The organism is Paraburkholderia phenazinium (assembly GCF_900141745.1).
GTDB lineage: Bacteria > Pseudomonadota > Gammaproteobacteria > Burkholderiales > Burkholderiaceae > Paraburkholderia > Paraburkholderia phenazinium_B.
The window spans coordinates 1,553,625-1,579,973 of record NZ_FSRM01000002.1 but is presented as its reverse complement, the minus strand read 5'-3'; the positions used below and the strand labels follow the sequence as shown (position 1 = coordinate 1,579,973).

8 protein-coding genes are annotated in these 26,349 nt (G+C 63.2%); all 8 read right to left on the bottom strand.

Translation table 11 applies throughout. The features are described 5' to 3' along the window. Position 1: 1 nt before the first annotated feature. Positions 2-865, bottom strand: a complete 864-nt coding sequence (locus BUS06_RS27040; protein WP_074267459.1) for a YqcI/YcgG family protein — start codon at positions 863-865, stop codon at positions 2-4. Between the two features lie 216 nt (positions 866-1,081). After that, on the bottom strand, positions 1,082-2,512 hold the full coding sequence (locus BUS06_RS27035; protein ID WP_074267458.1) for a cupin domain-containing protein: 1,431 nt from the start codon (positions 2,510-2,512) through the stop codon (positions 1,082-1,084). A gap of 378 nt (positions 2,513-2,890) precedes the next feature. After that, positions 2,891-5,059 carry a TonB-dependent siderophore receptor gene (locus BUS06_RS27030; RefSeq protein ID WP_254368974.1) on the bottom strand — a complete coding sequence of 723 codons (2,169 nt, stop codon included), beginning with the start codon at positions 5,057-5,059 and terminating at the stop codon, positions 2,891-2,893. Positions 5,060-5,402: 343 nt separating this feature from the next. Beyond that, positions 5,403-7,427 (bottom strand): Fe(3+)-hydroxamate ABC transporter permease FhuB, encoded by a 2,025-nt coding sequence (gene fhuB / locus BUS06_RS27025; RefSeq protein ID WP_254368973.1) that lies wholly within the window; start codon positions 7,425-7,427, stop codon positions 5,403-5,405. Then, positions 7,420-8,430, bottom strand: a complete 1,011-nt coding sequence (locus BUS06_RS27020; protein ID WP_143787660.1) for an ABC transporter substrate-binding protein — start codon at positions 8,428-8,430, stop codon at positions 7,420-7,422. The genes fhuB and BUS06_RS27020 overlap by 8 nt, the downstream gene beginning before the upstream one ends. Further along, positions 8,427-9,218, bottom strand: coding sequence for an ABC transporter ATP-binding protein (locus tag BUS06_RS27015; protein WP_074267456.1), 792 nt, complete (start codon positions 9,216-9,218; stop codon positions 8,427-8,429). Before BUS06_RS27015 ends, BUS06_RS27020 begins: the two co-directional genes overlap by 4 nt. Before the next feature lie 29 nt (positions 9,219-9,247). Beyond that, positions 9,248-15,007, bottom strand: coding sequence for a non-ribosomal peptide synthetase (locus BUS06_RS27010; RefSeq protein WP_074267455.1), 5,760 nt, complete (start codon positions 15,005-15,007; stop codon positions 9,248-9,250). 112 nt (positions 15,008-15,119) lie between these two features. Next, a complete protein-coding gene (locus BUS06_RS27005; RefSeq protein WP_074267454.1) occupies positions 15,120-26,315 on the bottom strand; it encodes a non-ribosomal peptide synthetase in 11,196 nt (3,731 codons plus the stop codon). Positions 26,316-26,349 lie beyond the last annotated feature (34 nt).

Here is a 26,349-nt window from a genome sequence, read left to right as displayed (position 1 = left end):
CTCAGTCGGGTGCCGATGTTCTGCGCCATGCCACATCGGCAAGCGCGTGGGCTGCAGCCTTCTCGCGTTGACGCTTGAGAAATGGACAACGATCGTCGGCGGGCAAGTTGGTGTCGTCGAGGAAGTATTGCTTCCATTCCAGATTGCCTGGGTCGCCGTAAAAGCCGAGGTCGGGGTGTGCGGGAATCGTGTCCCAAGTTTCGATGCGTTTGCGCACCTGATTGCGCGCCTCACGCCCGATCACCTTGTTGGTAATGGTGTCGACGAACACGCTGCGTGGCTGAAACAGCAGCACCATGCCGGGTCCAAGATTGCGACTATGTCTCTGCCGGAACGACGGGCACGCGCAAACCACGAAGGTCTCCACGCCGGCAAACGAAAACTCCCAGTCTTCGTGCGACGGGTCCGGCTGGGCATCGGCATGCGGATGGGGGTCAACGTCGTGCAGGTGCTGCAGAATGCTCCAGAACAAGTCGTGATACGCCGCGTGCGTAAGCGGCTCGCGATCGGGTTCGAAGAACACTGCAATGTTGTTCTTGCGATATTGCGGCAGCGAGACGAGCTCGGCGAACGTTTGCATCGTTGCGGGCAAATCGCGAATGTCCCTGCCGTTCACATACGAATAGAACATTTCGCCGCGTTTCTCGGCCATCGTGCCGAAGAAGCACGGATACGCCGGGTCCATCACATGCCCGCACATCGTGCCATACGACGCATCCAGCCATGCGGGCGGATTCGCTGCCGCGCCAGTCGCGCGTCCTGCGATGATCCGGCTTTTCCAGTCGCCGGGATCGAATCCTTCGCTGGGCAGCGCGTCTTCGTGTGGGTTTGGCGCAGGCGGTTCGGCGAACTGCACGGCATCCATCACGGTTCCCTCGTTTGAGCGCATCTTCAATGTCCTTTGTCGTCACACATCTGCATCGCGCAGTGGCGAGCGGGCCGGCACACGCCCTCGCGGACGTGCGTCAACTGAGATATCGGTTTGCGGGGGAACCGGCGCCCTTGTCCCAGGCTTTCCGGTGTTCACGGCGCTCGGCAACGATACGGCCACAAAAGAACCGCAAGTGCCCGCGCGCGATGCTCAGGCCTCGGCCTTCGCGTCCAGTTCGGTGACCAGCGCCTGCACCCAATCGTCGGGGATGATCGGCTGATGATAGGTGCACTCGCCGGAGACGACGGTCGAGCCATGCAGGCGTCCATCGGGGATCAGCACCATGTCGCCCTCGTTCATCTTGAGCTGCATGCCGACGTTGCCCCAGAAAAGCATTTCGCCATCCTGAATGGTCACGAGACGATGGTCGTTGTGAACGTGCGTGGTCGAGCACATCTCATGCGGCTCGACGAAGGTCTCACGGTCGATGCCGGGGCATTCCGCATCGATACGCGTGCTGATGCGATGCGCGAAATCGACGTAGCGGCGAATCGACGAAAGCCACAGCAGTTGTTCGCCAAGATCCCAACGGGCCCGCTCGGCGAGACGCTCGGCAGCCGCGACGCCTTGCACAGCCTGCGTGAAGGCAGCGGCGCCGAACTGGCGCTCGATGCTCTGCAACGCCTGCGTGAAGCGCGCCACCAGTTCGGTCTTTCGCTCAGCTGCGTCGCCGCGACGGCGTCCGGCAGGCTGCAGATGCGCACAAGCGCGCTCGAGTGCGAGACCGAAAGCGAGCCACTCGGCTTGCGCCGCGAAGGCGGCGCCGACGAGTGCGAACGCGCGATCCGGCCGGCGTCCCAGCGCGTACAGCAGATTGCACTTCGCCATGCTGGTGGGCAGGTAGAACTGCCAGTACGCATGTTGCTGGCGAGTGACACCACACGCACCGGCTACACGTTGCAGCAAAGCGTCGTCAGGAAGATCGCCTTCGAGCGTCGGACGCAACTCGGCAGGGAGCATATCGAACAGGCCGCTTGCGGCAGCCTTCGCCAACGCGCGGCGCTTCGACGGCGCCAGCGCCCAGCGCTGGACCATGATGAAGCGCAACCCTTCCTCGAGATAATCGTTGCGCATCAGGCGCTCGAGTGTCCCGCTCCAGAATGCGGTTTCGTCGTCGACAATCCGCGCAAGGCGTCCCGCCGCCGCGGCGGCATCCGTTTCGATGCCCTGGTCCTGAGCGAGATATTCAAATGCATACGACTCGAGGAACGGCGCGAGTTGTGCGCCACGCACCTGGACGTCGTCACGATAGAACCCGCTGAAATGTTGCCACTCCGCCGCCTCTGCGCTGCGCGGCAGGCGCGCGATGCCTAGCTCATAGATCGATAGCAGCGTACGGTTTGCAGCCAGCGACGGCAGACGGCTCACGTTATGTTGACGGACCGGCTTGGCGAACTTGAGGAACTCGAAGTCTTCGGGGCGCAACGGACGCCGGTGGTAGTCGTCATCGAGTAGCAACTCGTCGACGGTGGCGCTGCGAAACGATTGGGCGGCGGCGAACTGCTTGATCAGCTCTACGTACTGTTCGCTTTTGCCGGCGAACGGCGCAAAGTCGAATAGCAACGGCGTAGCTTGCGTCATGGCGATATTTCCTGTGAGTGACTCGGGAGTGCGCTGCACGACAGCGTCGGCATAGCATGCACAGCACACCTCACGAATGGCTGGCGGATAACAAATGCGGCAAACGCGACAAACCCGGCAGACACACCGCCGGCTCGACATGCTGAATACAAATACGAATGATTATCATTTATACAAAATTAGACATGATGCCCAGTCTTGTCAAGTTCTTTCAGGTCAAGCTGGCTCCGAGGCGGCGCGTTTCCACAAGCGCTACGAACGCGCGGCGCTGTGCGTGAGGTCCAGAGACCAGCGCGCGGCCACGCCGTAAAGCGGAGCCGCGCATTTCATGCAGCCGCATGCGCGAAGGAATTCCCGCGCATGCCTCGATTTGCCACGTTAGAAATCTGTGCGCACCGTCAACATCAGGTTGCGCCGGTCCCCGAACTGGCTAAAGTACGTTCCGGGCGGACGCACGTAGTACTCGCGATTGAACATGTTGTTCAGCGTCAGCGAGGTATCCACGTGCTTGTTGATGCGATAGCCCACCTGCGCATTGAAGATCGCATAGCCGCCCTGCTCTACACCACGGGTAATCTCGCTTTGAGCCAGCATCCCGCCGCCCACCGTCACACCCTTCAGGAGTCCTTGCGAGAGGCGGTAGCTCGTCCACAGCTTGAACAGATGTTTCGGGTCCGTGCCGTCCGAGTAATTGGCCGTCTGGTTCGTAAAGCTTTCGTTCAGCAGGGTGTAGCCCGCATACACATTCCAGTTCGGCAGCGGCTCCCCGGTGACTTCGAACTCGAAGCCCTGGTCACGCGCCGCGCCGCCGGCGATCGAACCCGTCGGATTGTCGGGGTCCGTGATCGCGACGTTGTTGGTGTTGATGCGGAACAGAGCGGCCGTCGCACCAAGGCGTCCGTTCAGGAACGTGCCTTTCAGGCCGGTTTCGTACTGGTCACCCGTTGCTGGCGGCAACGCCGCACCCGTATAAGTGGTCGCCGTCTGCGGCTCGAAAATCTTCGAATAGCTGACATATGCGCTCAACCAGGGAACGATGTCATAGACGAGTGCCGCCGACGGCAGGAACTTGCCATTCATCCGCGCTTCCGTGCTCCAGTCGGATACGCTCGGCAAGATGGTCTGCGACTCTTCATTGAAGAACGTTTCGCGCGCACCGAGCACGAGTGTCAGCGGCTTGGCGAGATGAATCCTGGCCTGTGCGTAGACCCCGTATTCCTCGGTCCGGATGTTGGAACCATACGTGAACGGCACGTTGACGCTCGGCACCGAGTCCGCATCGAAGACGTTGTAGTCGCCGTCAGCGAATGGCCCCGTGAGGGAGACAAAGCCGGACTTCGTAGTCTCGTTCTGCAGCGAGTAGTTTGCCCCGACGGTCAGCGTATGAGTCTGGCCGAACAGATTGATCGGGCCCGACACATGGGTATCGGCGCCGAACCAGTCGTAGGTAATGCGCTGCCGCTGATCGCCGTAGGCCGAGAGGCCGTCGTCGGTGACGCCCGGGCCGGAATAGGCGTAATTTGTCGACTGCAGTTCATGGCGATAGAAGACCGTGGTCGACGACTGCCAGTCGTTCTCGAAGCGGTGCGTCAGGTTGAGATTGGTTTCCGCCAGCGACGTATAGCTGTAATTCCAGCTCGGGCTGAAGTTTTGCGAGTACGAACTCGGCAGCCGCGTGCCGGAGGCCGTTTCGCCGATACCATAGTCGAAGCCCGACACCGGATTGACCTCATAGGCCGCCGACAACGACAGCGTCGTGCGCGGATTGAAGTCGTAGTCGAGCGCGCCGTACACCATGAACTTTTTTTCGCGCACGCCGTCGACCGATTGCAGTCCATCGCTGCCCACAATCACCGCGCGGCCACGCAACGAGCCGTCCTTGTTGAGCGGCCCGGTCACGTCGACCATCTGGCGCACAGCGCCGAACGAGTCGATCTGCGTCTCGGTTTCCAGATGGAACGTGTTCTGCGGACGTTTGCGCACGAGGTTGACCGTACCGCCGGCATCGGTCGGATCGGCTGCACCCGTCATCACACCTTCCGGACCGCGGAACACTTCGATGCGGTCGTACATGGCCAGATCGAACTGGGTCTGATACTGCAACCCGCTGACAACCGACACGCCGTCGAATTCGACACCAAGGTAATTGCCGCGCGACCTGTAATAGGCCGTGCCATCGCCGTAATTCAACGCTTCGACGCCCGTGACATAGAGCAGCGCATCCTGAATCTGCGTCATGTTCTGGTCGTCCATGCGCTGACGCGTTACCACCGAGACCGAGGCCGGAATCTCCTGCAGCGGTTGTGCTACACCGCCCGCGACCGTCGCGTTGCGGGCCCGGTAGGAGCCGCTGTCCTCGGTGGTGGCATCGCTGTCGCTCGTCACCGTAACGGCCGGCAGCACACTGCTGTCGCCTGTCGTGCTTGCTGGCGTCGATTGCGCCCGGGCGTGCCCGGCCCACATCGCAATCAGCGAAATCGCCACCGGCGTCAGCCGGGACTGGAACAAGCGAGCTTTGGCTCGCCGCTTACTACGGCTATGGTCCATGGTTGTTTTCATCGTGGCTGGCAAATTCTCGGCGTGAAGACACAAACCCGTCGGGTCCTTTGAAAAGGACAACTAACGAGGCATGTCAGGATGATGTATTCGTAGCGAAAGTGAATCGCGGCTTTGCACTTTCCCCAGCACCGCGAACAGCAATAGACCACTCTCGCGCAGTGGATGCCTCACGCGGACGCGCTATGCGCCAGACATCTCGTTATCGCGAATAAGATGTTAATCGATAACGATTCTCATTTGCAAATACATTTTGAGTTTTGTCTGTTGTTTGTGACCTGTGGTCCGTATAGAGGGCGAAAGCCCGGCGTGAAGCACCGGGCTTTCGGAGCGCTCAGGTGGACGCAACTGTCTTCCGCAGAGTCAGCGCAATCAGATAAGGACCGCCTATTAACGTCGCGACAAGGCCAGCCGGCATCTCCTGAGGGAACATGACCTGGCGACCAAGCCAATCCGCGAAGCCCATCAGCAACGCGCCGACGATCGACGCCACGAACATCTGCACTGCAGGCCGGCGCGCGCCCGAATAGCGGGCGATATGCGGCGCGATCAGCCCGACAAACGAAAGCGGGCCGACCAGCAACGTGGCCGTGGCGGTGAGCAACGCCGCTAGCAGCAGGATCGCCAGACGTGCTCGCGCGACGGGCACGCCGAGGCTGCCTGCCATCGGCGCGCCCAGGCTCAGCGTTTCGATCCAGCGTGCCATCAACGGGCCGAGCACCAGTCCCGCTAGCGCGACGGCAGCGGCCGCATAAGAAGCCGCGGGTTCGATGTAATAAGTCGAGCCGACCACGAGATCCATTAGCAGACCTGCACGTGGATCGCCGCTAGCCAGCGTCGCGCTGACGATAGCCTCGAACAGCGCGCTGATCCCGACACCGATCAGCAGCAGCCGGTCCGGCACGAACGAGGCGCGGCCGCCCAGCCACAATAGCAGCGCAAGCGTCGTCATAGCGCCGGCGAGGCAGCCCGCGAACAGGATCCCAGGTGTTGGATCGAGTCCTGCGAACAGGATGATGACGATGCCGAGGGCGCCACCAGAACTCACGCCGAGCAGATCGGGGCTCGCCATCGGATTGGCGGTGACGCGCTGGATCAGCGTACCGGCGACCGCCAGCAGCACACCTGCCGACATCGCCGCGATGGCGTGCGGCAGCCGCCAGAACAGCAGCGCGCCGATCTGCGCAGGACTGGCAACGTGCCAGCCGTGGACACCGCGCGATATGCCGAAGGTCAGCACCAGCACCACGACAAGGCCGACCACTGCCCACGGCAAGCGTCTACCAAGACTGGCTACCGGTGCATGCGCGATGGCGCTCGCATGCAGGTCAGGCTGGCTGCGCAAACGCGGCAGCAACAGCATCAGCAAGGGAACGCCGAGCAACGAGGTGACCGTTCCGGTGGGCACCAGATGCGCCGAGAACAGTTCCGTTGAAGACACCATCTGGACGATTTCATCAGTTGCCCACAACAACGCCGCGCCAAGCAAAGGCGCCCAGATCAGGCGCTGTCTGAGTCGCCTTGCGCCAGCGAGGCGCGCCAGCGTGGGTGCAGCAAGGCCGACAAAGCCGATCACGCCGACCGTCGACACGACGCAGGCCGTCAGGACTACCGAGATCAGCAGCGCGGCAAAGCGCGTGCGTTGCAACGAGATGCCAAGGCTCTGCACGGTCGAATCGCCGGCCTCGAATACGCCCAATGGACGGCGCAGCAGCACAGTCGCGACGACACAAGCGAGCACACCCCACAGAAGTTGCCGGCTCTCCTGCCAGCCGCTCTGATCGAGCGCCCCGCCGCCCCAGATCATCAGCCCGCGCAGCAGGTCGAAATGGGACATGCAGATGGCGAGACTGATGGCGCCGCAGTACAGGTTGACGATCATCCCTGAAAGGATCACCGAAAGCGAAGACATCCGTTGCCGCCACGCGAGCCCGAACACGAGCAGCATTGCGATGCCGCCACCGGCGAGCGCCACTATGGTACGGCCACCGGCGACCCAGGATGGCGCCCACAACTCGGCGATCATCAACGCGAGGTACGAACCGGGGAAAATGCCAAGCGTCATCGGCTCGGCGAGCGGATTGCGCAGCACCTGTTGCGCCAGCGTGCCCGCCAGTGCCAGTGCCGCGCCGCACAGCAAGGTCATGGCGATACGCGGCAGCAGGCTGTCGCGCACGAGCACCTGATGCAAGTCAGTGCGGTTCGGTGCAAAAAGCGTCGTCCAGAACGAAGCGCCGTTCAGTTGGACATGGATACCGACGATCGCGAGAATCAGGGCAACCGCCCCAAGCACGCCGACGAGCGCCGCCCGAAAATCGCGCGGTGCAGCGGGCACAGATGCAGCAGCAAGGTTACGCAACGCCGCCTCCGCCGTTGTCGATTGTGGCGAGCGCCGTCGCCACTGCCTGCGCGAAACGCTGCATCGAAACCAGTCCTCCATACGGGGCGATCACAGGCAGGATGGCAATGCGGCGCTCGCGCACCATGGGCAGCGCCTGCCAGATCGCATTCTTCCTGACGCCGGCACGTGCGGAGGCCTCCAGCGGACCCACCAGCAGCAGGCTTGCCTGCTGGACATCGGCAAGGCGCTGCACCGGCACCATCGCGAAGCCCTGTTCCGTACGCCATGGCTGGCTTCCCGCGCCGGGATTGGCAGCATTCTGGACTCCTAGCTTCCGCAACATCTCGTCGAACAGGCTGCCTTGCGCATAAACGCGCAGATGGCGGTCGTCGACCAGATCCGCGACGAGAACCGGCGCGCGCAGCAGCGCAGGACGCACGCCGAGTTGCGCCCGCACGTTAGCGGTGTTGCGATCCGTCGCGGCGATCAGGTCGGTTGCGCGCTGCGGTCTCTGCAGTTTTGCGGCGAGTTCGCCCGTCTCGTTCAGCAGCGCTGGATAAGGCGTATCGCTCGACATGTAAGCGCCGAGCGTGAGCGTCGGCGCGATACGCTCGAGCCAGCGTTTGGCGGGGGCATGTCCCGGCGTAATGATCATCAGATCCGGCGCCAGCGCCTGCAGCATCTCGAAGCTCGGCTGATACAGTAGCCCCACATCGGCCACACTCGCGGGCAGCGGCGGCTCGACAATCGTATTGCGATACCAGTCGGGCAACGGTGTGCCGACCGGTGCAACGCCGAGTGCGAGCAGCGTCTCGGTCAATTCCCAGTTCAGGGTGACGATGCGGTGAGGCGCGGGCTCGGACGAAGTGCTCTGTGTCTGCGTAGCAGCCCAGGCGCTCGCCGAACCAAACGCGTCAAGCATGCTGAACGCACCGAGCGCGCCGAATCCTGCAAGCAGCCTGCGGCGTAGCGGGTCCGTGCGCGGAATCCTGCTCGCAGGTCGAATGACGGGTTTGGTCATCGCGGAAATCCAATCGCATAGCCGCTCTGCGGATCGGTCAGCACACCCATCGGCACCCCGTAGATGGCTTCGAGGCTATCCGGACGCATGATCTCCGCAGGACTCGCCTGCATCAGCACCTTGCCGCCGCGCAGCGAAATCAGCTCATTGCAGAAGCGCGTCGCCATGTTCACGTCGTGCAGCACGACGATAGCGGTCATGCCGCGCTTTTCGCACAGCGAACGGATCAGCCCGAGCACTTCGATCTGGTGACTGATATCGAGCGCCGAGGTCGGTTCATCGAGCAGCACGCAGCGACTGTTCTGCGCGATCAGCATGGCCAGCCAGACACGCTGACGCTCGCCTCCCGAGAGACTGTCGACGGCGCGGTCCGCGTAACGCGCGACGTCGGTCCATGCCATTGCTTCCTCGACGCGCGCGTCATCATCTGCCGTGACGCGGCCCAGCGCGCCATGCCATGGATAGCGGCCCAGTGCGACCAGTTCGCGCACCTGCAGGCCATCCGTAGATGGTGTGTATTGCGGCAAATGCGCTACTTGCTGCGCGAAGCGACGGTGCGGCCAATTCTCGAGCGGGGTACCGTCGAAGTAAATCGTGCCGCGCGTCGGCTGATGCAGGCGTGCCAGCAGCCGCATCAGCGACGTCTTGCCCGAACCGTTGTGGCCGATCAGACCCACCACCTGGCCCGGTGCGATATGGAGCGAAATGGATTGCAGCAGCGGCCGGTCGCCGATTGAAAAATCGACGTCGGAGAGCTGGTAAAGCGAGGAACCGCCTGATGACTGCATGACGAAAGCTGTGGTCCGGTTTTAGGTTGTCAGGATGAGGTATCTGTGCCGCTTGTACTTGTGCGTGTCCGCGCCTCTTGCATGCTCAGCAGCTTTTGCAGTTGGGCTTTTACGCTGGCATGCAGCGCCGGATGATGCACGATTCCGGTGTGGCTCGCTTCGATTTGGACTGCTTCGACTGCCGCGGTTGTATACGGACGCCAGTCGCGCTCGCGGCCCGGTACTTTGTCGCGGGCGGCGTGCCAGAAAGTAATCGGTACGTCCAGGGTCGGCAATGTGTGGGCGAGGCGCAAGCGGTAGTGCAATGCGTCCAGTTCGGCTGCCCGTGTGAAGAGCGCTTGCAGTTGTGCGCCATCCGTCTGCTGTTCCAGCCATGCGGACAGATCGCCCTGTGCATGCTCCTCGTCCGGTGCTGCGTCAGCGGTACGCGTCGCCGTGTCGAGCAGTCCGAGGAAATCGACCTGATGGCCGCGTGCGCGCAACTGCCCGGCAACCGCCACCGCCAGGCGCCCGCCGAATGACCAGCCAAGCAGCCGGAATGGTCCTTCGGCTTGCGCCTTCAGCACGCGCTCGACGCATGCTTGTGCAAGTGCCTCGAAACTGGCGGGTTGATCGTGACGTGCGAGTGCTGTTGCATCGAGCGCCTTACTCGTTGAATCCCCCGCATCAATCGCGAAACCCGGCGAACGCAACGCGAGTACGCTGGCGGTCCCTTGTAGCGCAGCGGCAAGAAAGCGGTATTCGCCGACAAGTCCAAAGCCTGGGTAAAAGCAGAACAGCGTGAGCGGCGCACCGGTGGCGTTCAGCGGCTGCATGTCGATATCGTTTGCCGTGCCGTAAGGCGGGCACAGCAACGCCTCGGTGTAAAAGCGCTGACGCCACAGTTCGAACGCATCGAGTTGCCCGGGTTCGGTTGTGGCGGATACGGACGTTTGCGAAGCCACCGTCAGGCCATTGAACAGATGCCGCTTAGGTGTTACAAGTCCCGGTTCATCGATCGCCGTGGCGGCCGTGTGCGATGAGTCCGCGCTTTGTGATGCACCGGCCAACGGATCCACCGGTTGAGCCAATGCCCGCACATGTGTTTCGAACGCGTCGATCAGCCTGCCAAGCTGGGCCAAATCAAGCGCATCTGAAGCGACGCTCCACTCGAGTTTCAGGCAACCGCCTGCGATCAGGCCATTCAGGTCCAGCACGTGACGTGGCCCGTTGGCGATGTTCGTGCCGATGCCGTTGCCGCTGTCTTCGGGAGCAAACGTAAAGTAGCCTTCGCTGAGCCGTTCTTCGAAACGTCCGAGGTAGTTGAAGCCAATCGTCGTGGGAGGCAAAGCCGCCAGCGCGGCGCGCATCGACGCCGAGCCACCGTAGCGGAACAGGTTGAAATGCATGCCTTCCGCGGGCACCGTCTGCAGCAGGTTAGCAATTTCGCGGCGCGTCGACTCGAGTTGCGGTGCGGCACTAAGGCGTAGTGGGTACTGCGTGGTAAACCAACCCACCGTGCGGCTCAAATCGAGCCCAGGGATGCAATCGCGGCGACCATGCCCCTCCAGTTCGACGATCACGGGCAGTTGCGGCAAATGCTCGGCACATGCCTGGGTTAGCGCAGTCAGCAGCACTTCGTCGATACGCCTGCCAGAGTCGGTGAGCTGACGCGTTGTCTGCGCATCGAGTGTCCAGTTGCGATGCTGCGTGTGGCCTTGGGAGGTGGATGGAGCGATCGCGTGTTGGCGTGACGGAGCGGCATCCGTGGTCGTCCCCAGTTGTTTCTGCCACCATGCTAGTTCGCTCAGATGCTCGGGCAAACTGGCGTATTCGGCGAGACGTCGAGTCCATTCACTCCATGCGGTACTCGCTCGCGGCAGCAGCGTCTGCGTGCCGGACAAACGTGCCGCCTCGTACGCATTCAGCAGATCGTCGAGCAGGATGCGCCACGACACGCCATCGACCACCAGATGATGGACGACGACCAGCAGTCGTGCGCCATCCGCTGTGCTCATATAAGCCGCGTGGAGTAGCTTGCCGGCAGCGAGATCGACACTGTCGTGCACTTTGTCTGCGACCGCTTCGATTGCGACCACTGGGTCAACGGAGGCTCGCAGATCTACGATGCGCAATACGTCGTTGGAAGACTTCGGCGGCAAAATAGTCTGCGACCACTCACCCGTCTGCGGATCGCGCCGAAAGCTCGCGCGCAGCGCATCATGCGTGCCAAGCACGGCATCGAACGCCGCTCGCAGTGCTTCGACGTCGAGCGCCTCGGCACTACGCAGCAATACCGCCTGATTCCAGCGTGCAGGGGCGTCCGGATAGTGCTCGAAGAACCAATGCTGCATCGACGCGAGCGGTGCCTCGAACGGGACGTTCACAAGCGGTTCATCCGCTGCTGGCGCGACACTCGCCTGCGCAACACGCGCCAGACCACGCACCGTGGGATGCTCGAATACCTGGCGGGGTGAGACGACCCAGCCCGCGGCGCGCGCCTGCGCAATCACCCGCAGGCTGGAAATCGAATCCCCGCCGAGCGTAAAGAAGTTATCGGTTACGCCGAAGTCAGTGCGGCCGAGCACAGTCTGCCAGACTGCCAGCAGCGCCGTTTCGATCGGCCCTGCCGACGGTACCGCGGCACTTTGCACCGCGTCGTCCGGCTCGGGCAACGCACGTCGGTCGAGCTTGCCGTTAGGCAGCGTCGGCAACGTATCGAGCGCGATGCAAATCGAGGGCACATGCGAGGCTGGAAGCGTCCGCGTCAGTTCTTCGCGCACGGCATCTGGATTGGCGGACCCGGTGAAGTAGGCGACAAGGCGTTTGCGCTCTCCTTCCCCCTTCAATTCGACGATAGCCTCGCGGACCTGAGCGACGCGCCGCAGTGCGACTTCGATTTCGCCAAGCTCGATGCGGTGCCCGCGCAGTTTCACCTGCTGATCGATCCGCCCGAGGAAATCGATGATGCCGTCGGCACGCGCACGGCACAGATCGCCGCTGCGATAGACGCGCGAACCCGGTGCCCCATGCGGATCCGGCACGAAGCGTTCGGCGGTAAGCGCAGGCCGCGCCAGATAGCCCTGCGCGAGGGTCGCACCGCCGATGCACAACTCGCCCAGCGCGCCGTCCGGCGCACGATTACCGTCGAGATCGGCGACATATGCGTGACGCGCCGGATAGCAGCGGCCAATTGCGACAATGGCGTGCTGCGCATCGTCGCGCGAGACCGGATGATGCAATGCCGCCACGGTGGTCTCGGTCGGACCATACAGATTGTCGATCGCGACGTGCGCTAGCGGGCCTTCGTACCATCGCTGCAATGCGTCGCCAGGCAACGCTTCGCCGCCTACTGTGATCTGTCGCAGCGCGATATCCTCCGCCGGCGGCAACGCGATGCGCCATTGTTGCCAGAGCGCAGTCGGAATCCGCGCGAACGTCACGTGCTCGTCGCAAAGCGTGCGGTTCAGCGAGGCGAGCTCCCAGGCCTGCGGCCCGCGCATCACGACGCGGCCACCCACCATGAGCGCCGGCAAGAGCTCATGCAAGGCCACGTCGAAATTGATGGTCGACGACTGCAGCACGATGTCGGACTCGACGATCCGATGGTCGTGCAGGAAGTCTTCCAGATGCAGCGCGAGCGCGCGGTGCGTGATTGCCACGCCCTTCGGCGTGCCTGTTGAGCCAGAGGTGTAGATGACATAGGCGAGCGCATCGGGGTGCACGGACCATACGGCATCATCGCAATTCGCGGTGCTATCGGAGGCATCAGGCCGCACCGCGGATGCAAGTACCGTACGCAGCGGAGCGAGCAATGCGCGGCAATTGCTCCGAGTCGTTTCGTCGACGATCACACGTGTCACGCCTGCATCGGCGATCATCGCCTGCAGTCGCGCTGGTGGGTAATCAGGATCGAGCGGAACAAACGCGCCACCCACCTTGAACACGCCGAGCAATGCTGCAGGCAGAGCCAGCGAGCGCTCCAGCAGCAAGCCAACGCGTTCGCCCGTGGCGATGCCGTCCGCGCGCAACGCAAGCGCGATGCGCTCCGCCCACGCGTCGAGCGCAGCGTACGTTATCGCTTCGCCCTCGCAACGCAGGGCGACACGCGTCGGACATTGGCGCGCACGTTGAGCTATCCGCTGGTGTGCCGCGATAAACGAATCGCGAGGGATGTCTGGTGCGGTTCCATCCCCTGTCTCTCGTTCGATATCGGTCGGAGTGCTGACTTCACCGCTGCGCACGTCGTACCGCACATGCTCGCCAATTCCCCGGCGCACAGCCAGATCGCCCACGTTGCGCTGCGGTTCCGCCGCGACCTGTTCAAGCAGTTCGACATAGTCGTCGAGCATGCGCCGCGCGGTCGCTTCGACAAAGCGGTCGCGTGAATAGGTCAACGCAAGCTGTAACGTGCCACCCGCTCCGCGATCCTGCGCATTCAACGCCAGATCGAAGCGTGCGGTCGGCGCAACGTCGAGTATCGATTCGACCGCAAGAGGGCTGTGCCCAGCGGTCCTGGCGGACTGCGCCTGCGTCTTGTCAGCGGCATCGGCCGCAAGATCGAACATCACCTGAAACAGCGGTGAGCTATCGAGGTTGCGCTCGATTGCAAGCGCCTCGACCAGCCGCGCGAACGGCACATCCTGATGAGCCTGCGCTTCTAGCACGCGCTCACGGACGGTGCGTAACAGCGTATCGAACGGCTGTCCGCCAGCAAGGTCCGCGCGGACGATCAACGTGTTGACGAAAAAGCCCACCAGCCCTTCCAGCTCGGTACGTCCACGCCCTGCGGCGGGCACGCCGACCACAATCGTGCGCTGCCCCGAATAGCGGTACAGCAGCACGTCGAACACGGCCAGCATCACCATAAAGAGCGTCGTACGCCGGCTACGCGCGATCTCACGCAGCGGCTCGGCCAGCGCGGCGGGAATCGACAGCCGGACGAGGCCGCCGTCGTGGGAACGGGTCGCGCGCGGCGGCACGTCGCGCGGCAGCGTGAGCGCAGCAGGAACACCGTCGAGCCGTTCGCGCCAATAGCCGATCTGCCGCTCGAGCAGATCGTTGGCCGACCACTCCCGCTGCCACACTGCGACGTCTGCCAGTTGCACCGGCAACGGCGACAGGTTATCCGCACCGCGATAAAACGCCAGCAGATCGCGGAACAGCACATTCATCGACCACGCATCGGCGACGATGTGATGCACTACGAACTGCAGAACACACCCCTGTCCACCCGTCTCGAACAAAGCGACCCGCAGCACCGGACCATTGACGAGATCGAACGGTTCGCAGGCGAAATCGCGTAGCGCCTCGGCGAGTGTCGCCTCGTCGTCCGCGAGGGTATGCTGTACGAAACCGTAGCTGGCATCAGGTGCCGGATATTGTGTCGGCACGCCTTCTTCCGCATCGAAACGCAGCGTCAGCGCTTCGTGCCGGCGCACCAGTTGGCGCAATGCGCGATGCAACGCGTCAACATCGAGAGCATTTGTCAGCCGCAGAGTGTGCGTGATGTGATAACCCGCGTGATGCGGATCGAGACACCACAGAAACCATAACCGCTCCTGTGCAAACAGCAGCGGAAAGCGAGCCGGTCTCGGCAAAAGCGGAACAACCGGCAGCGTGTCTACGTCAAGCCCCTGAGCCCGCGCGCGGGCGCGAAACAATGCGCGCTTGTCTTCGGGGAGCGCTGCGTACTGCTGAGCGAGGCGTAACGCGCCGGACGGCCGGCGAACCGCGCCCGGCGATGCATCGGACGTTACGGATGCGTCTTTTACACCGGACGCAGAGAAAGAGTGATCCGTCACGTTCATCGTTTCCTGTCTGTCTGCGAATGCGGCGAGTTCTGTGAATCCTGCGCTTCCCGCATTTCGTGCCAGGCGAACTGCGCGACGATGCCGACTATTGCGCTCGTGATCAATCGGTTCATAAGGAATCCATCAGATCTTGCAATGCATCGAGCGTGTCTGCTCCATCGCCATTCGCGGCGGCACTGTGATCCAGTTGTGCGGCCATCTCGACGGGCGATGGATGCGCAAACAGCAATCCGAGTTCGATCTTCCGGCCGAGCGCCTCGCCGACACGCGATGCCACCCGCACAGCGAGCAGCGAATGTCCGCCTAGCGCAAAAAAATCGTCGTCAAGCCCGACCTGTGCCGCGCCCAGCACCTCGCTCCAGATCCGGCATAAGAGAACCTCGGTAGGTGTGACAGGCGGGCGATATGCGTCAGACGTCGCTGATGTCAGCAACGGCAGCGCCTTGCGGTTCAGCTTCCCGTTCGATGTCAGCGGCAACACCTCTAGCCGAGCAATTTGCGCAGGTACCTGCTGCGCGGGCAGACGGCTTGCCAGCAGCGGACGCAATGCTGCTGGATCGGCGTCGCCCGTTATGAATGCAACGAGGCGCCGCGACGTGCCCTCGCCCTGGATCTGGCATACCGCGTCGGCGACGCCATCAAGCGCGCGCAATGCCGCTTCGGTTTCTCCCAGTTCAATCCGGAAGCCGCGCAGCTTCACCTGCTGATCGGCACGGCCCAGGTACTCCAGTTGTCCGTCGCCGCGTACCCGGCACAAATCGCCGGTTCGGTATAGACGTGCACCCGGCGCGCCATGCGGATCTGGCAAGAAGCGTTCGGCGGTCAGTCCGGCGCGGCGGGTATAACCGCGTGCGAGATTGGCACCTCCGATGCACAACTCGCCTATGCCGTTGTCCGGTACCGGATTGCCGTCGGCGTCGAGCACCATCAGCGTCGTATGTTCGAGTGGTTCGCCGAGCGTAATCGGTGCGCCAGCGGCGTCGAGCCGCGCGGCGCTCGACCAGATCGTCGTCTCGGTCGGGCCATACATATTCCATAGCTGGACGCCACGCGTCTGCAACGCGTCGGCGAGGTCCACCGGTAGCGCCTCGCCGCCGCACAAGGCGCGTATCGGTGCGCCCGTTCCCCGTCTACCCTGCCAGCCACCATCAAGCAGAACGCGCCAGCCCATCGGTGTCGCCTGCATGACGCTCGCACGCGACGCGTCGACGAGCGCTGCAAGGCGGCGACCATCGGCGACGGTCTCGCGCGTCGCGAGTTCGATCGTGGCACCTGCAAGTAACGGGAGATACAGCTCAAGCGCCGCGATATCGAAAGACAGTGTGGTGACAGCGAGCCAGACGTCATCGGTATTGAGGGCGAGGCGAGCCTGCATGCTGTGAAGGAAACGCATCAGCGCGCCGTGTGTGACTGCAACGCCCTTGGGTTTGCCTGTCGATCCCGAGGTGTAGATCACGTAGGCGAGCTGATCGGCTCGAACCGGTGCAAACGACAGGGGGCAAGCGCGTTGTCCGGTTGCATCCGCGTCTGCAAACGCGGGATCGTCTTCCGCTTCGGTTTGATCCTGGCGGTCTGCATCGCCGTCGACCTCGACGAAGACATGATCTCCAGCGATATCCGCCAGACGCTCGCGTCCCACCACATCGACGAGTGTGCATGTCAGCAGCGCGTCGTCGATCATGCCGGCGAGATGCGCCGCTGGATAGGCCGGATCGAGCGGCACATAGGCGGCACCGGTCTTCAGCACAGCGAGTATCGCCACGACCGTCTGAGGCGAACGGGAAACGCACACACCTACGCGCGCTTCCGTCATAACGCCACAACGAAGAAGCCGCTGCGTGAGTCGTGTTGCGCGCTGGTCGAGTTGCTGATAGCTGAGCGTGGCGCCGTCGCAGCGCAGCGCGATAGCATCGGGAGAGTCCAGCGCCTGCTCGGCAATGCGAGCGTGCACCGGCACAAATGACACCGTCAAAACGGAAGATTCGCTCGCGCCGCGTTGCGCGACGGGCCGCGCCTCGAGCGCAAAATCTCGCACCCGTGTCACGCTTGCCTTGTCCTCGCGCACCAGTTGCGACAACATTCCCACGTAATCGCGCATCAAACGCTCGACTGTGGCGTGCTCGAACAGATCTTTTGCATAGCTGAAGGACAGGCTGAGCTGATCCGCAATCGTTACATTGAGCGTCAGATCGAATTGCGCAGCCGTGCGTTGATCACTGAGCGGCCGCAACTGCAGCGTCGTTCCTGCGTGCTGGTCGAGCGGAGCCGCCGGAACCTCCAGATTGAACATCGCCTGGAAAAGCGGCGTGTGATTTGCCGCGCGCACCGGTTGCAGCGCATCGACGATCTGTGCGAATGGAACATCCTGATTAACCTGCGCCTCCAGTACCCGCTGCTTCACTTGCGCGAGCAACGCGTCAAACGGCAACGAGCCCGTGAGGTCCGCACGGATCACCGCCGTGTTGACGAAGAAGCCGATCAGCGGTTCGATCTCCAGCTGCTCGCGTCCCGACAGCGGGATCCCAACGCGGATGTCGCGCTGGCCGCTATAGCGATGCAGCAACGCATGGAACGTCGCGAGCAGCGTCATAAACACCGTCGCGTCGTGCCGGCGGGCAAAGCCCTGCAATGCATCGGCGAGTGGCTGATCAAGCACGCCTTCGACCTGTCCGCCGTCCGAACTGCGCAGCGCGGGACGCGCGCGATCTGTCGGCAATTCGAGCACCGGCTGCTCGTCACCGAGGCGCATGCACCAATAGTCGAGCTGCTGTTCGAGCGCGGTGGCGTCGAGCGTCTCGCGCTGCCAGACGGCGAAGTCCGCGTACTGGACCGGCAGCGGCGCAAACGCCGGTGCGCGACCGGCGCGATGCGCCGCATAGGCGCTCAGCAATTCATCGATCAACAGATTCATCGACCAACCGTCGGCGGCAATGTGATGCACCACCAAGCCGAACACGTGGGAGCCACCGGCGAGACGTGCTAGTTGTGCGCGCAGCACCGGACCACGCGCGAGATCAAATGCTCCGGAGGCACCATTGCGCAACCACGCAGCGACGACTGGATCGGCTGCGCCGTTCGCGTCCGCGAAGACCGTCTCGGACCACTCGCAGCCCAGATGCTCGTCGACGATCAGCCACGGCGCGCCGTCGCGTTCCTCAAAGCGGCTATGCAGTATCTCGTGACGCTGCACCACGGAGTCAAGCGCCTTACGCAATGCTGGAACGTCGAGTTCACCGTTAATCTGCACAGCCAAAGAAAGGTGATAAGCCGGGTTGTCGGGCGCCAGACGCCAGAGGAACCATAAGCGCTCCTGTCCATGCGTCGGCAGCGTCTCGCGTCGACCCACGGCCTGCAGCCCGCGTGCATGACGGGTTTCACTTGCTCCCTCGTCAAGGGCGGCCGCAAGTGATCGCAACACCGGATTTTCAAACAACGTCCGCAGCGCGATCTCACGGTCGAGCGCACGTTGCAAACGTGCCGCCACCTGCAACGCAAGCAGGGAATGTCCGCCAAGGGTGAAGAAATCGTCGAGTGCGCCGACCCGGTCAATACCAAGCACCGCCTGCCAGATATCCGCAAGCATCATTTCGAGCGGGGTTTCAGGCGCTATGTAATCCGTATTATCTCCATCCGCGTCGGGCAACGCCTTGCGGTCGAGCTTGCCGTTCGGCAGAGTCGGAAGCACGTCGAGCGTCACGATTGACGCCGGCACCATATACGGCGGCAACGTGCGCGTCAGCGCCTCGCGGAGTGCACTTCCAGTGACTGCGGCCACGTTGTCCGCGAGAACGACATAACCCAGCAGGCGTTTCGCCTCATGATCGCCACGTGCGATCACCACCGCCTCCTTCACGCCTGCCTGCGCGCACAGGGCGCGCTCTATTTCGCCGAGTTCAATCCGATAGCCGCGCACCTTCACCTGATCGTCGAGCCGGCCCAGATACGCGACGCTACCGTCCGCGAGCCAGCGGCACAAATCGCCGGTTCGATATACACGCGAGCCGCGGGGACCCAACGGGTCGGGCACGAAACGTTCGGCAGTCTGCGCAGCGCGGCCAAGATAGCCGCGCGCCAGTGTCGCACCGCCGATGCACAATTCGCCCAGGCCGCCTTCGGGCACCGGCTCCCCGTCTGAATCGAGGATGCGGTAGATGCGCGACGCCCACGGCGCCCCCACCGGCACCGCGATATTTTCAGCATGCCCGGCTATGACGAGTTGACCCGACGCGGTGACGGTTGCTTCGGTCGGACCATAGGTATTCACGAGGACGATATCCGCAAGCGGACCATCGAACCATTGCGCGACCGCGTCACCAGGCAAAACTTCGCCCCCTACCGTGACACGACGCAACGCGAGCCCGGCGGTATCGTCAGGCAGTTGCTGCGCCCACTGCTTCCAATATCCGGTCGGCAAGTCCGCGACCGTGACGCGGCGCTCTTGCAGAACACGGGTGAATTCAGCAGCGCTCCACAGCACTGGCCCACGCAATTCAAGTGATGCGCCCACCGCGAGCGAAGCAAAAATGTGCTCCACCGCCGAGTCGAAATTGACGGTGGAAAATTGCAGCACGCGATCTGCCGCGCACAAACCGTTCTCTGCGATGAAGTCGTCAAGATGCAAGCTCAGCGCGCCGTGAGTGATAGCGACGCCCTTGGGCTTGCCCGTCGAACCGGATGTATAGATCACGTATGCAAGTTGCTCAGCGTGCAGCGCATGCTCAGGATCGTGGTCCAGTTCCGCCGTGGTCTCGTCTACCCGGACCTCTGCGCAGACAGTCGAAGCAAACAGTTCGGCATGCGTTGCACGAGTGACCGCGTCGGTCAGCAGCGTCGTCAATTGCGCATCGTCGATCATGTCGCGCAACCGTTCGCGCGGATAGGCGGGATCGAGCGGCACGTACGCACCACCTGCCTTCATCACGCCCAGCAACGCTGCGATCAAGGCAGGCGAACGCTCGACGCAAACGCCGACGCGGGCCTCCCGCGCTACGCCCACGGCGACCAGACGGCGAGCAATCCGGTTCGCCCACTGGTTCAGTTCGAAGTAGCTCAGCGTCACGCCGTCGCAATGCACTGCGAGCGCATCCGGCTGCTGCCGCACCACGGTATCAAAACGCGCGACAAACGGACGATAGGCGTGCGCCGCAGCACCGGTCGCCGCGCCGCTCAACGCGTTTGGGCCGGCCACGCGTAACGCGGCCAGCGAGACGTTCTGAGTCTGAACTCGCGCCAACTGCGCGAGCAGGTCCACATAAGCGCTCTGCAATACAGAGAGTGTCGTCTCCGGGATACGTTCCGCGTCCCAACTCCACTCCAGCGCAATGCGCTCGCCCGGCACGATACCCAGCGTCAACGGATAGTGCGTGCGCTCGAACGACTCGGAAGACGCGACGCTCAAACCCAGCGAACCATCGTTCAACGCAGGATCGACCGGGAAGTTTTCGAACACCAGCAGCGAGTCGAAGAGGGTGCCGAAGCTCGGTCCCGCCCATTGCTGGATCGACGAAAGCGGTGCATGACCGGCCTGGCGCAACTCGACGTTGTAAGTCTGCAGTTCGTGTAACCACTCGGCGACGGACTGCTGCGCCGGCACATCGACCCACAGCGGCAGGCTATTGATAAACAGTCCCTGGATGGAAGCTGATCCCGGAAGGTCCGCGGGACGCCCCGCCACCGTCACGCCGAAGCCGACCTGACGGCGATTGCCGAAACGCGCCAGTACTAACGCCCAGGCGCCCTGAATCAGCGTATTGAGCGTCACGCCGTAACTTTTCGCAGCCTGCGCGAGCGCAGCGCCGAGTGCGACGTCGAGCGTCTGTGCACGATGGCCGAATGCGGCGCGTGCGTGCACGCCGCGTGACGTACGCGTCGCCGGCAGCGACGGCACACTATCGAGCAGCAGCGCGGGACGGTCGACGCGTGCCAGTCGGGTGCGCCACCACGTGCTTGCGTCCGGTTGCTCGCGCAGCCATTCGAGGTACGAACGATACGGTACGACGGGATCGAGTAGCGGCGCTTCACCGCGGCTGGCAGCGTGGTAGACGCGACTCAGTTCGCCAAGCAACTGTGCACTGCTCCAGCCGTCGGAGAGCGCGTGGTGATTGATCCATGCCAGATCGTGCGCACCGTCGGGCCGTTTGATCAGCGCGACATGCATCAAGGGCGCCGCGTCGAGATCGATCAGATGCGGCGCTTCGAACTCGAACCAGCGCGCAAACGCTTCTTCGTAGTCGTCGCGGTCGCTCCAATCGTGCACGACAAATGGTTCCGGTACCTCGGCATACACGGCCTGCAGCATCGCGCCACCGTGGGCGCGCACGAAACGCGTACGCAAGACCGCGTGACGCGCGACAACCGTGCGCCACGCAGAACGCATTGCGTCGACGTCGAGCGCGCCGCGCAACGTCATGCGCTTACGGTTCAGATACGCCCCCGGCTCCATCAGACTGTGGAAAATCAGGCCCTGCTGTAGCGGCGTGGCGGGATAGAGGTCTTCGATCGTCGCAAGCGGCAAGCCGAACGCGTCGAGTTCACTCTGCGTGAGCGCTGCGAGCGGGACGTCCGAAGCGCTCACACGCGGCGTCGCCGTGGCGCAATGTGCAACAAGGTTCGCGACTTCGCTATCGAACGTGGCCAACAATGCTTCGACGTCCGCTTGCGCGAGCACCTCTGGATCGTAGCGCCAGCTAAACGACAGGCAGTCGCCGACAATCATCCCGTTCAGATCGAGCGCGTAGCCGAGCGGCTCGTCGTCAGGTTGCGGGTTGCCCGCTGCTTCGCTCGCAAAACCGAACGGGCCATCGGCGCCGAGACTTTGGTCGAACTGGCCCAGGTAGTTGAAACTGATGCGCGGCGTGGGCAAACCGGCGAGGGCATCATGTACGGCTGCCGTTCCATAGGCGTGCAGCCAGCCCCAAGAAACGCCATCGTCCGGCAGCGAACGTAGTTGTTCCTTGGTGGAGATGAGCGCGGTCTGGTTGTCCGCTTCGGGTTGCGCGGACAACCAGACCGGATAGCGCGTCGTGAACCAGCCGACTGTACGGCTCAGGTCCGTGCTTGCTACACCGCGCTCGCTTGTGCCCAATACAATCTGCGATTCGCGGCCATGACCCTCCAGCGCGAGCAGCACGCCGCTGCTACCCAACGCGTGAGCCAGCGTGCGAGTGAGCGCAGTCAACAACAGTTCGTCGATGCCAAGCCGGTAAGCGCGCGGTGCGGCATGGCGCAACGCTGCGGTCGCATTGGCGTCAAGGCGCCAATCGATCTGACGACTTGACGCGGATGTGCCACGGGGTGCTGGCAGCCCCGGCGTGGCGTTGGCCAAAACTTTTTGCCATGCTTGCAATGCAGCGGTCACCCGGCTATCGCCAACTGCTTTGCGCTGGGCGTCCGACCAGACACTCCATGGCGTACTCGGACCGAGCACCGGCAGCTCGCGCGCGAGTGTCGCCGCATAGGCCTCCTGAAGATCGGCTAACAGGATGCGCCACGACACCCCGTCGACGATGAGGTGGTGAATGACCAGCAGCAAACGACCTGATGCCGTGGTTCGCGCCGCGTCCTTCGCCGTCGTGGGCACCTTGAAGTACACCGCTTTCAAAAGACGCCCAGCCTGCGGATCGAGGCTCTGTTGCGCAATCTGACCTTGCGTGGCCAATGCCGCTTGCCAAGCTCCCGGCGTGTGGGACGCGTCACGCAGATCATTGACGCTCAGCAGCTCCGGTGGCGCATCGGCCAGCACCCGCTGGCTCCAGCCGTCCGGATGCCGCTCGAAACGTAGACGCAGCGCATCGTGACGCGCCACCACGGCGCTAAGCGCACGCTCCAGCGCGTCCGCCTCCAGTTCGCCGCGCACCTCCAGCAGAACTGACTGATTCCAATGCGGTTCGCCGTCCGGATAGCGGCTGAAAAACCATGTCTGTACCGGCGTCAGCGGCAACGCGTCGCGTATCTCAACCGGCGCTTCACCACCAACATCTTCGAGTGGACGCATCACCATCGCAAGACGCGCGATGGTGGGATGCTCGAATACCTGACGCGGCGTCAACAGCCAGCCCTGCGCGCGAGCCCGGGCAATCAGTTGCAGACTCAGAATGGAGTCACCGCCAGCGGCGAAGAAATCGTCCTCGACACTCAGGCCATCGCGTCCCAACACGGCCTCCCAAAGCGTCAGCAACAGGCGCTCGGCATCGTTGCGCGGCGCGATCTGTTGTTCGTTTTCCTCTGCACCAATTGCCGGCAGCGCCGCGCGATCGACCTTGCCGTTGCGCATCAGCGGCAACGCCTCGAGCAGTGCAATCGCCGAGGGCACCATGTGGGCCGGCAACTGCTGCGCGAGTGCGTGCTGCAACGCGGCGCTCTGTACGGACTCGCCGTGTTTCGCGACCACGTAAGCAACGAGGCGCGGCGCACCCAGGTCCTTTGCGAGGACGACCACTGCATCAGCGACGCCCGATTGACGACGCAGCGCCGCCTCGATTTCCCCCGGTTCAATGCGCAGGCCACGCAGCTTGACCTGTTGATCAAGACGGCCGAGGAAGTCGATCGCGCCGTCGGCGCGGCGGCGACACAGATCGCCAGTGCGATACAGACGCGCACCTGGATGCGATGGATCGGGGACGAAGCGGTCGGCTGTCAGCGATGGCCGGTCCAGATAGCCGCGCGCGAGCGTGTGACCGCCAATGCAGAGTTCGCCCAACGCACCGACCGGTGCTTCGTTGCCATCGCTATCGAGCACGCGGGCGGTGCGCGACGCGTAGGGCTTGCCGATGGAGACGATCGGTTGCGAGGCGTCGTCGGCGGTGGTTGCGCGATACATGCAGGCCACCGTCGTTTCCGTCGGGCCATATAGATTCGCAAGGCCAATATGGCCGAGCGGTCCATTGCGCCATTGCGCAAGCGCGTCGCCCGGCAAGCCTTCACCGCCGACTGTGATCTGCCGCAGCGCCGCGAGGGCCTCCGCCGGCGGCGGCGTGCGCAGCCACTGTTGCCAATAGGCCGTAGGCAGGCGCGAAAAGGTCACGCGTGCATCGATCAGATGCCGGCTCGTCGTTTCAATGTCCCACGGCTCCGGGCCGCGCATTTCGACCTTTCCGCCGCGCAACAGCGCCGGCAGAAGTTCGTGCAACGCGACGTCGAAGTTGATCGTTGAGGACTGCAGGACGGTGTCGTTTGCAGTGATCTGATGAGCAGCGATGAAGTCGTCGAGGTGGGAGGCAAACGCTGCATGCGTGATCGCGACGCCCTTGGGCCGTCCGGTCGACCCCGAGGTGTAGATCACATAAGCGAGTTGCTCACGATGCGGCGCGTACACAGGCGCTGCGGCTGCGGTTGCCCTTGCGCTTACGGCTTCGTTGGAGATTGCATCTGCCGCTTCACACGAATCATCATCGAGCGCGTCAACGTCAATCACCGTACGGCCGGCGAACAACTCACCGCATTGCTCCCGCGTCGCACGATCGCTCAACAGCACGCGCACGCCCGCATCGTCCATCATCAGTGCGAGACGCTCTGCCGGATACGTGGGATCAAGCGGCACGAATGCACCCGGCGATCTGAGCGTCCCGAGCAGCGACGCCACCATACCGATGGAACGAGTCATGCAGATGCCGACCCGCTCGTCAGCGCGTACACCAGCCGCGACAAGACGCATTGCAATCCGCCCGGCCCATGCATCGAGCGCACCATAAGTCACGCGCTCCCCTTCGCAATGCACGGCAAGGGCCTGCGGCTGCCGTGCAGCGCTCGCCACAAAGCGCGCCGGCACTGACTCGAAAGCCTTTTGCGCAGGTATGGCCGGAATTTCTCGCACCAGTTCGAAGCTGGCAAGCGGCGCGGCGGCGTTGCGTGCGATCTGCTCCAGCAGCACAACGTAGTGATCGAGCATCTGTTCGATTACCGAAGCATCGAACAGATCTTCGGCGTAGGTCAGGGCAACTTCGAGGCCGTTCGTACGGTCACGCGCAGCGAGCACCAGATCGAAACGCGCGGTCTGCGTGCCGACTTCATGATTGGACACTTCGAGGCCAGGCAGACGCGGCATATCGCGATCCGCGCCGAGATAGTTGAACATCGCCTGGAAAAGCGGCGTGTGCCCCAGGCTGCGTTGCGGCTGCAGGGCGTCCACCACCTTCGTGAACGGCAGGTCGGCGCAGTCGTGTGCTTCGAGCACGCGTTCACGCACCTGAGCCAGCAGATCCACGAAGGTCGTAAGGCCCGCGAATTCGGTGCGCACCACCAGCGTGTTGACGAAAAAGCCGATTGCGCGCACCACTTCATGCCGGTCGCGGCCGGCGACCGGCACGCCGACGCGGATGTCGCGTTGGCCGCTATAACGGGCGAGCAACAGGTCGAAGGCCGCGAGTAGCACCATGAATAAGGTAGCGTCGTGAGCCTCTCCAAGCTGCGCAAGTGCCGTGCGCAACGTGGCTGGCAGCAACCGCACCACGCTTGCTCCGGCGCCGCTGCGCAAACCAGAGCGTGAACGCACGTGCGGTAGTTCCAGAACCGGATGCTCCGTGCCGAGACGGTTGCGCCAGTAGTCGAGTTGTCGTTCCAACGCGGACTCGTCGAACCATTCGCGCTGCCATTGCGCGTAGTCGCCATACTGGATCTGCGGCGCGAGCACAGACGCACGTGCCGCGTCAGGCGCGCCCACCGCCATCGCGCAGGGAGCCGCAACGCAGGCACGGTAAGCCGCCGCAAACTCGGCCACGAACACCTCAATCGACAAGCCATCTGCGACGATGTGATGCACAGAGATGTGCAGCAGATGATCGTCCGCTGCTCGCCGGATCAGCGCCACGCGCAGCAGCGGCCCGCGTTCGAGATCGAAGGGCAGCGCGGACCGGCTAGCCAGCAGCGCTTCGAGTGCCGCGTCCGTATCGCGAGCACCGTCGAGTTCGAATTCATCCCAGCCATACTGTGTCGATCCGGCGATCTGGAACGGCACGCCGTCGACCTCGTTGAAACGCTGCCGCAAGCTCTCATGCGCATCGACGACCTGATCGAGCGCCGCGCGCAGCGCCCGTACATCAAGGCTGCCGCGCAAGCGCACCGCGCCGGTCACGTTGTACGCGGCGCTCGCCGGATCGAGGCGCCAGAGGAACCATAAGCGCTCCTGAGCATTCGATAACGCAAAGCGTCGTTCGCTGCCGGGGAACGGGACGATCGGCAAGCGCGATGGATCGATGCCGCGCTGTTTTACACGGGCGCGGAATGCTGCACGTTTCTCGGGCGATAACGCGACATAGGCCGTCGAAATCGACAGCAGTTCCTTCGACACTTCGCTCGCAGTTTCACTCATGGATGGTCTTGATTCGAGAGGGGTTCGGCGACCA

Bases quoted from the DNA above. Each gene is read 5' to 3' on its own strand.
- BUS06_RS27010 (WP_074267455.1), bottom strand. From the start codon at position 15,007: ATGAACGTGACGGATCACTCTTTCTCTGCGTCCGGTGTAAAAGACGCA.
- BUS06_RS27015 (WP_074267456.1), bottom strand. From the start codon at position 9,218: ATGCAGTCATCAGGCGGTTCCTCGCTTTACCAGCTCTCCGACGTCGAT.
- BUS06_RS27030 (WP_254368974.1), bottom strand. From the start codon at position 5,059: ATGGACCATAGCCGTAGTAAGCGGCGAGCCAAAGCTCGCTTGTTCCAG.
- BUS06_RS27035 (WP_074267458.1), bottom strand. From the start codon at position 2,512: ATGACGCAAGCTACGCCGTTGCTATTCGACTTTGCGCCGTTCGCCGGC.
- BUS06_RS27020 (WP_143787660.1), bottom strand. From the start codon at position 8,430: ATGACCAAACCCGTCATTCGACCTGCGAGCAGGATTCCGCGCACGGAC.
- BUS06_RS27040 (WP_074267459.1), bottom strand. From the start codon at position 865: ATGGATGCCGTGCAGTTCGCCGAACCGCCTGCGCCAAACCCACACGAA.
- BUS06_RS27005 (WP_074267454.1), bottom strand. From the start codon at position 26,315: ATGAGTGAAACTGCGAGCGAAGTGTCGAAGGAACTGCTGTCGATTTCG.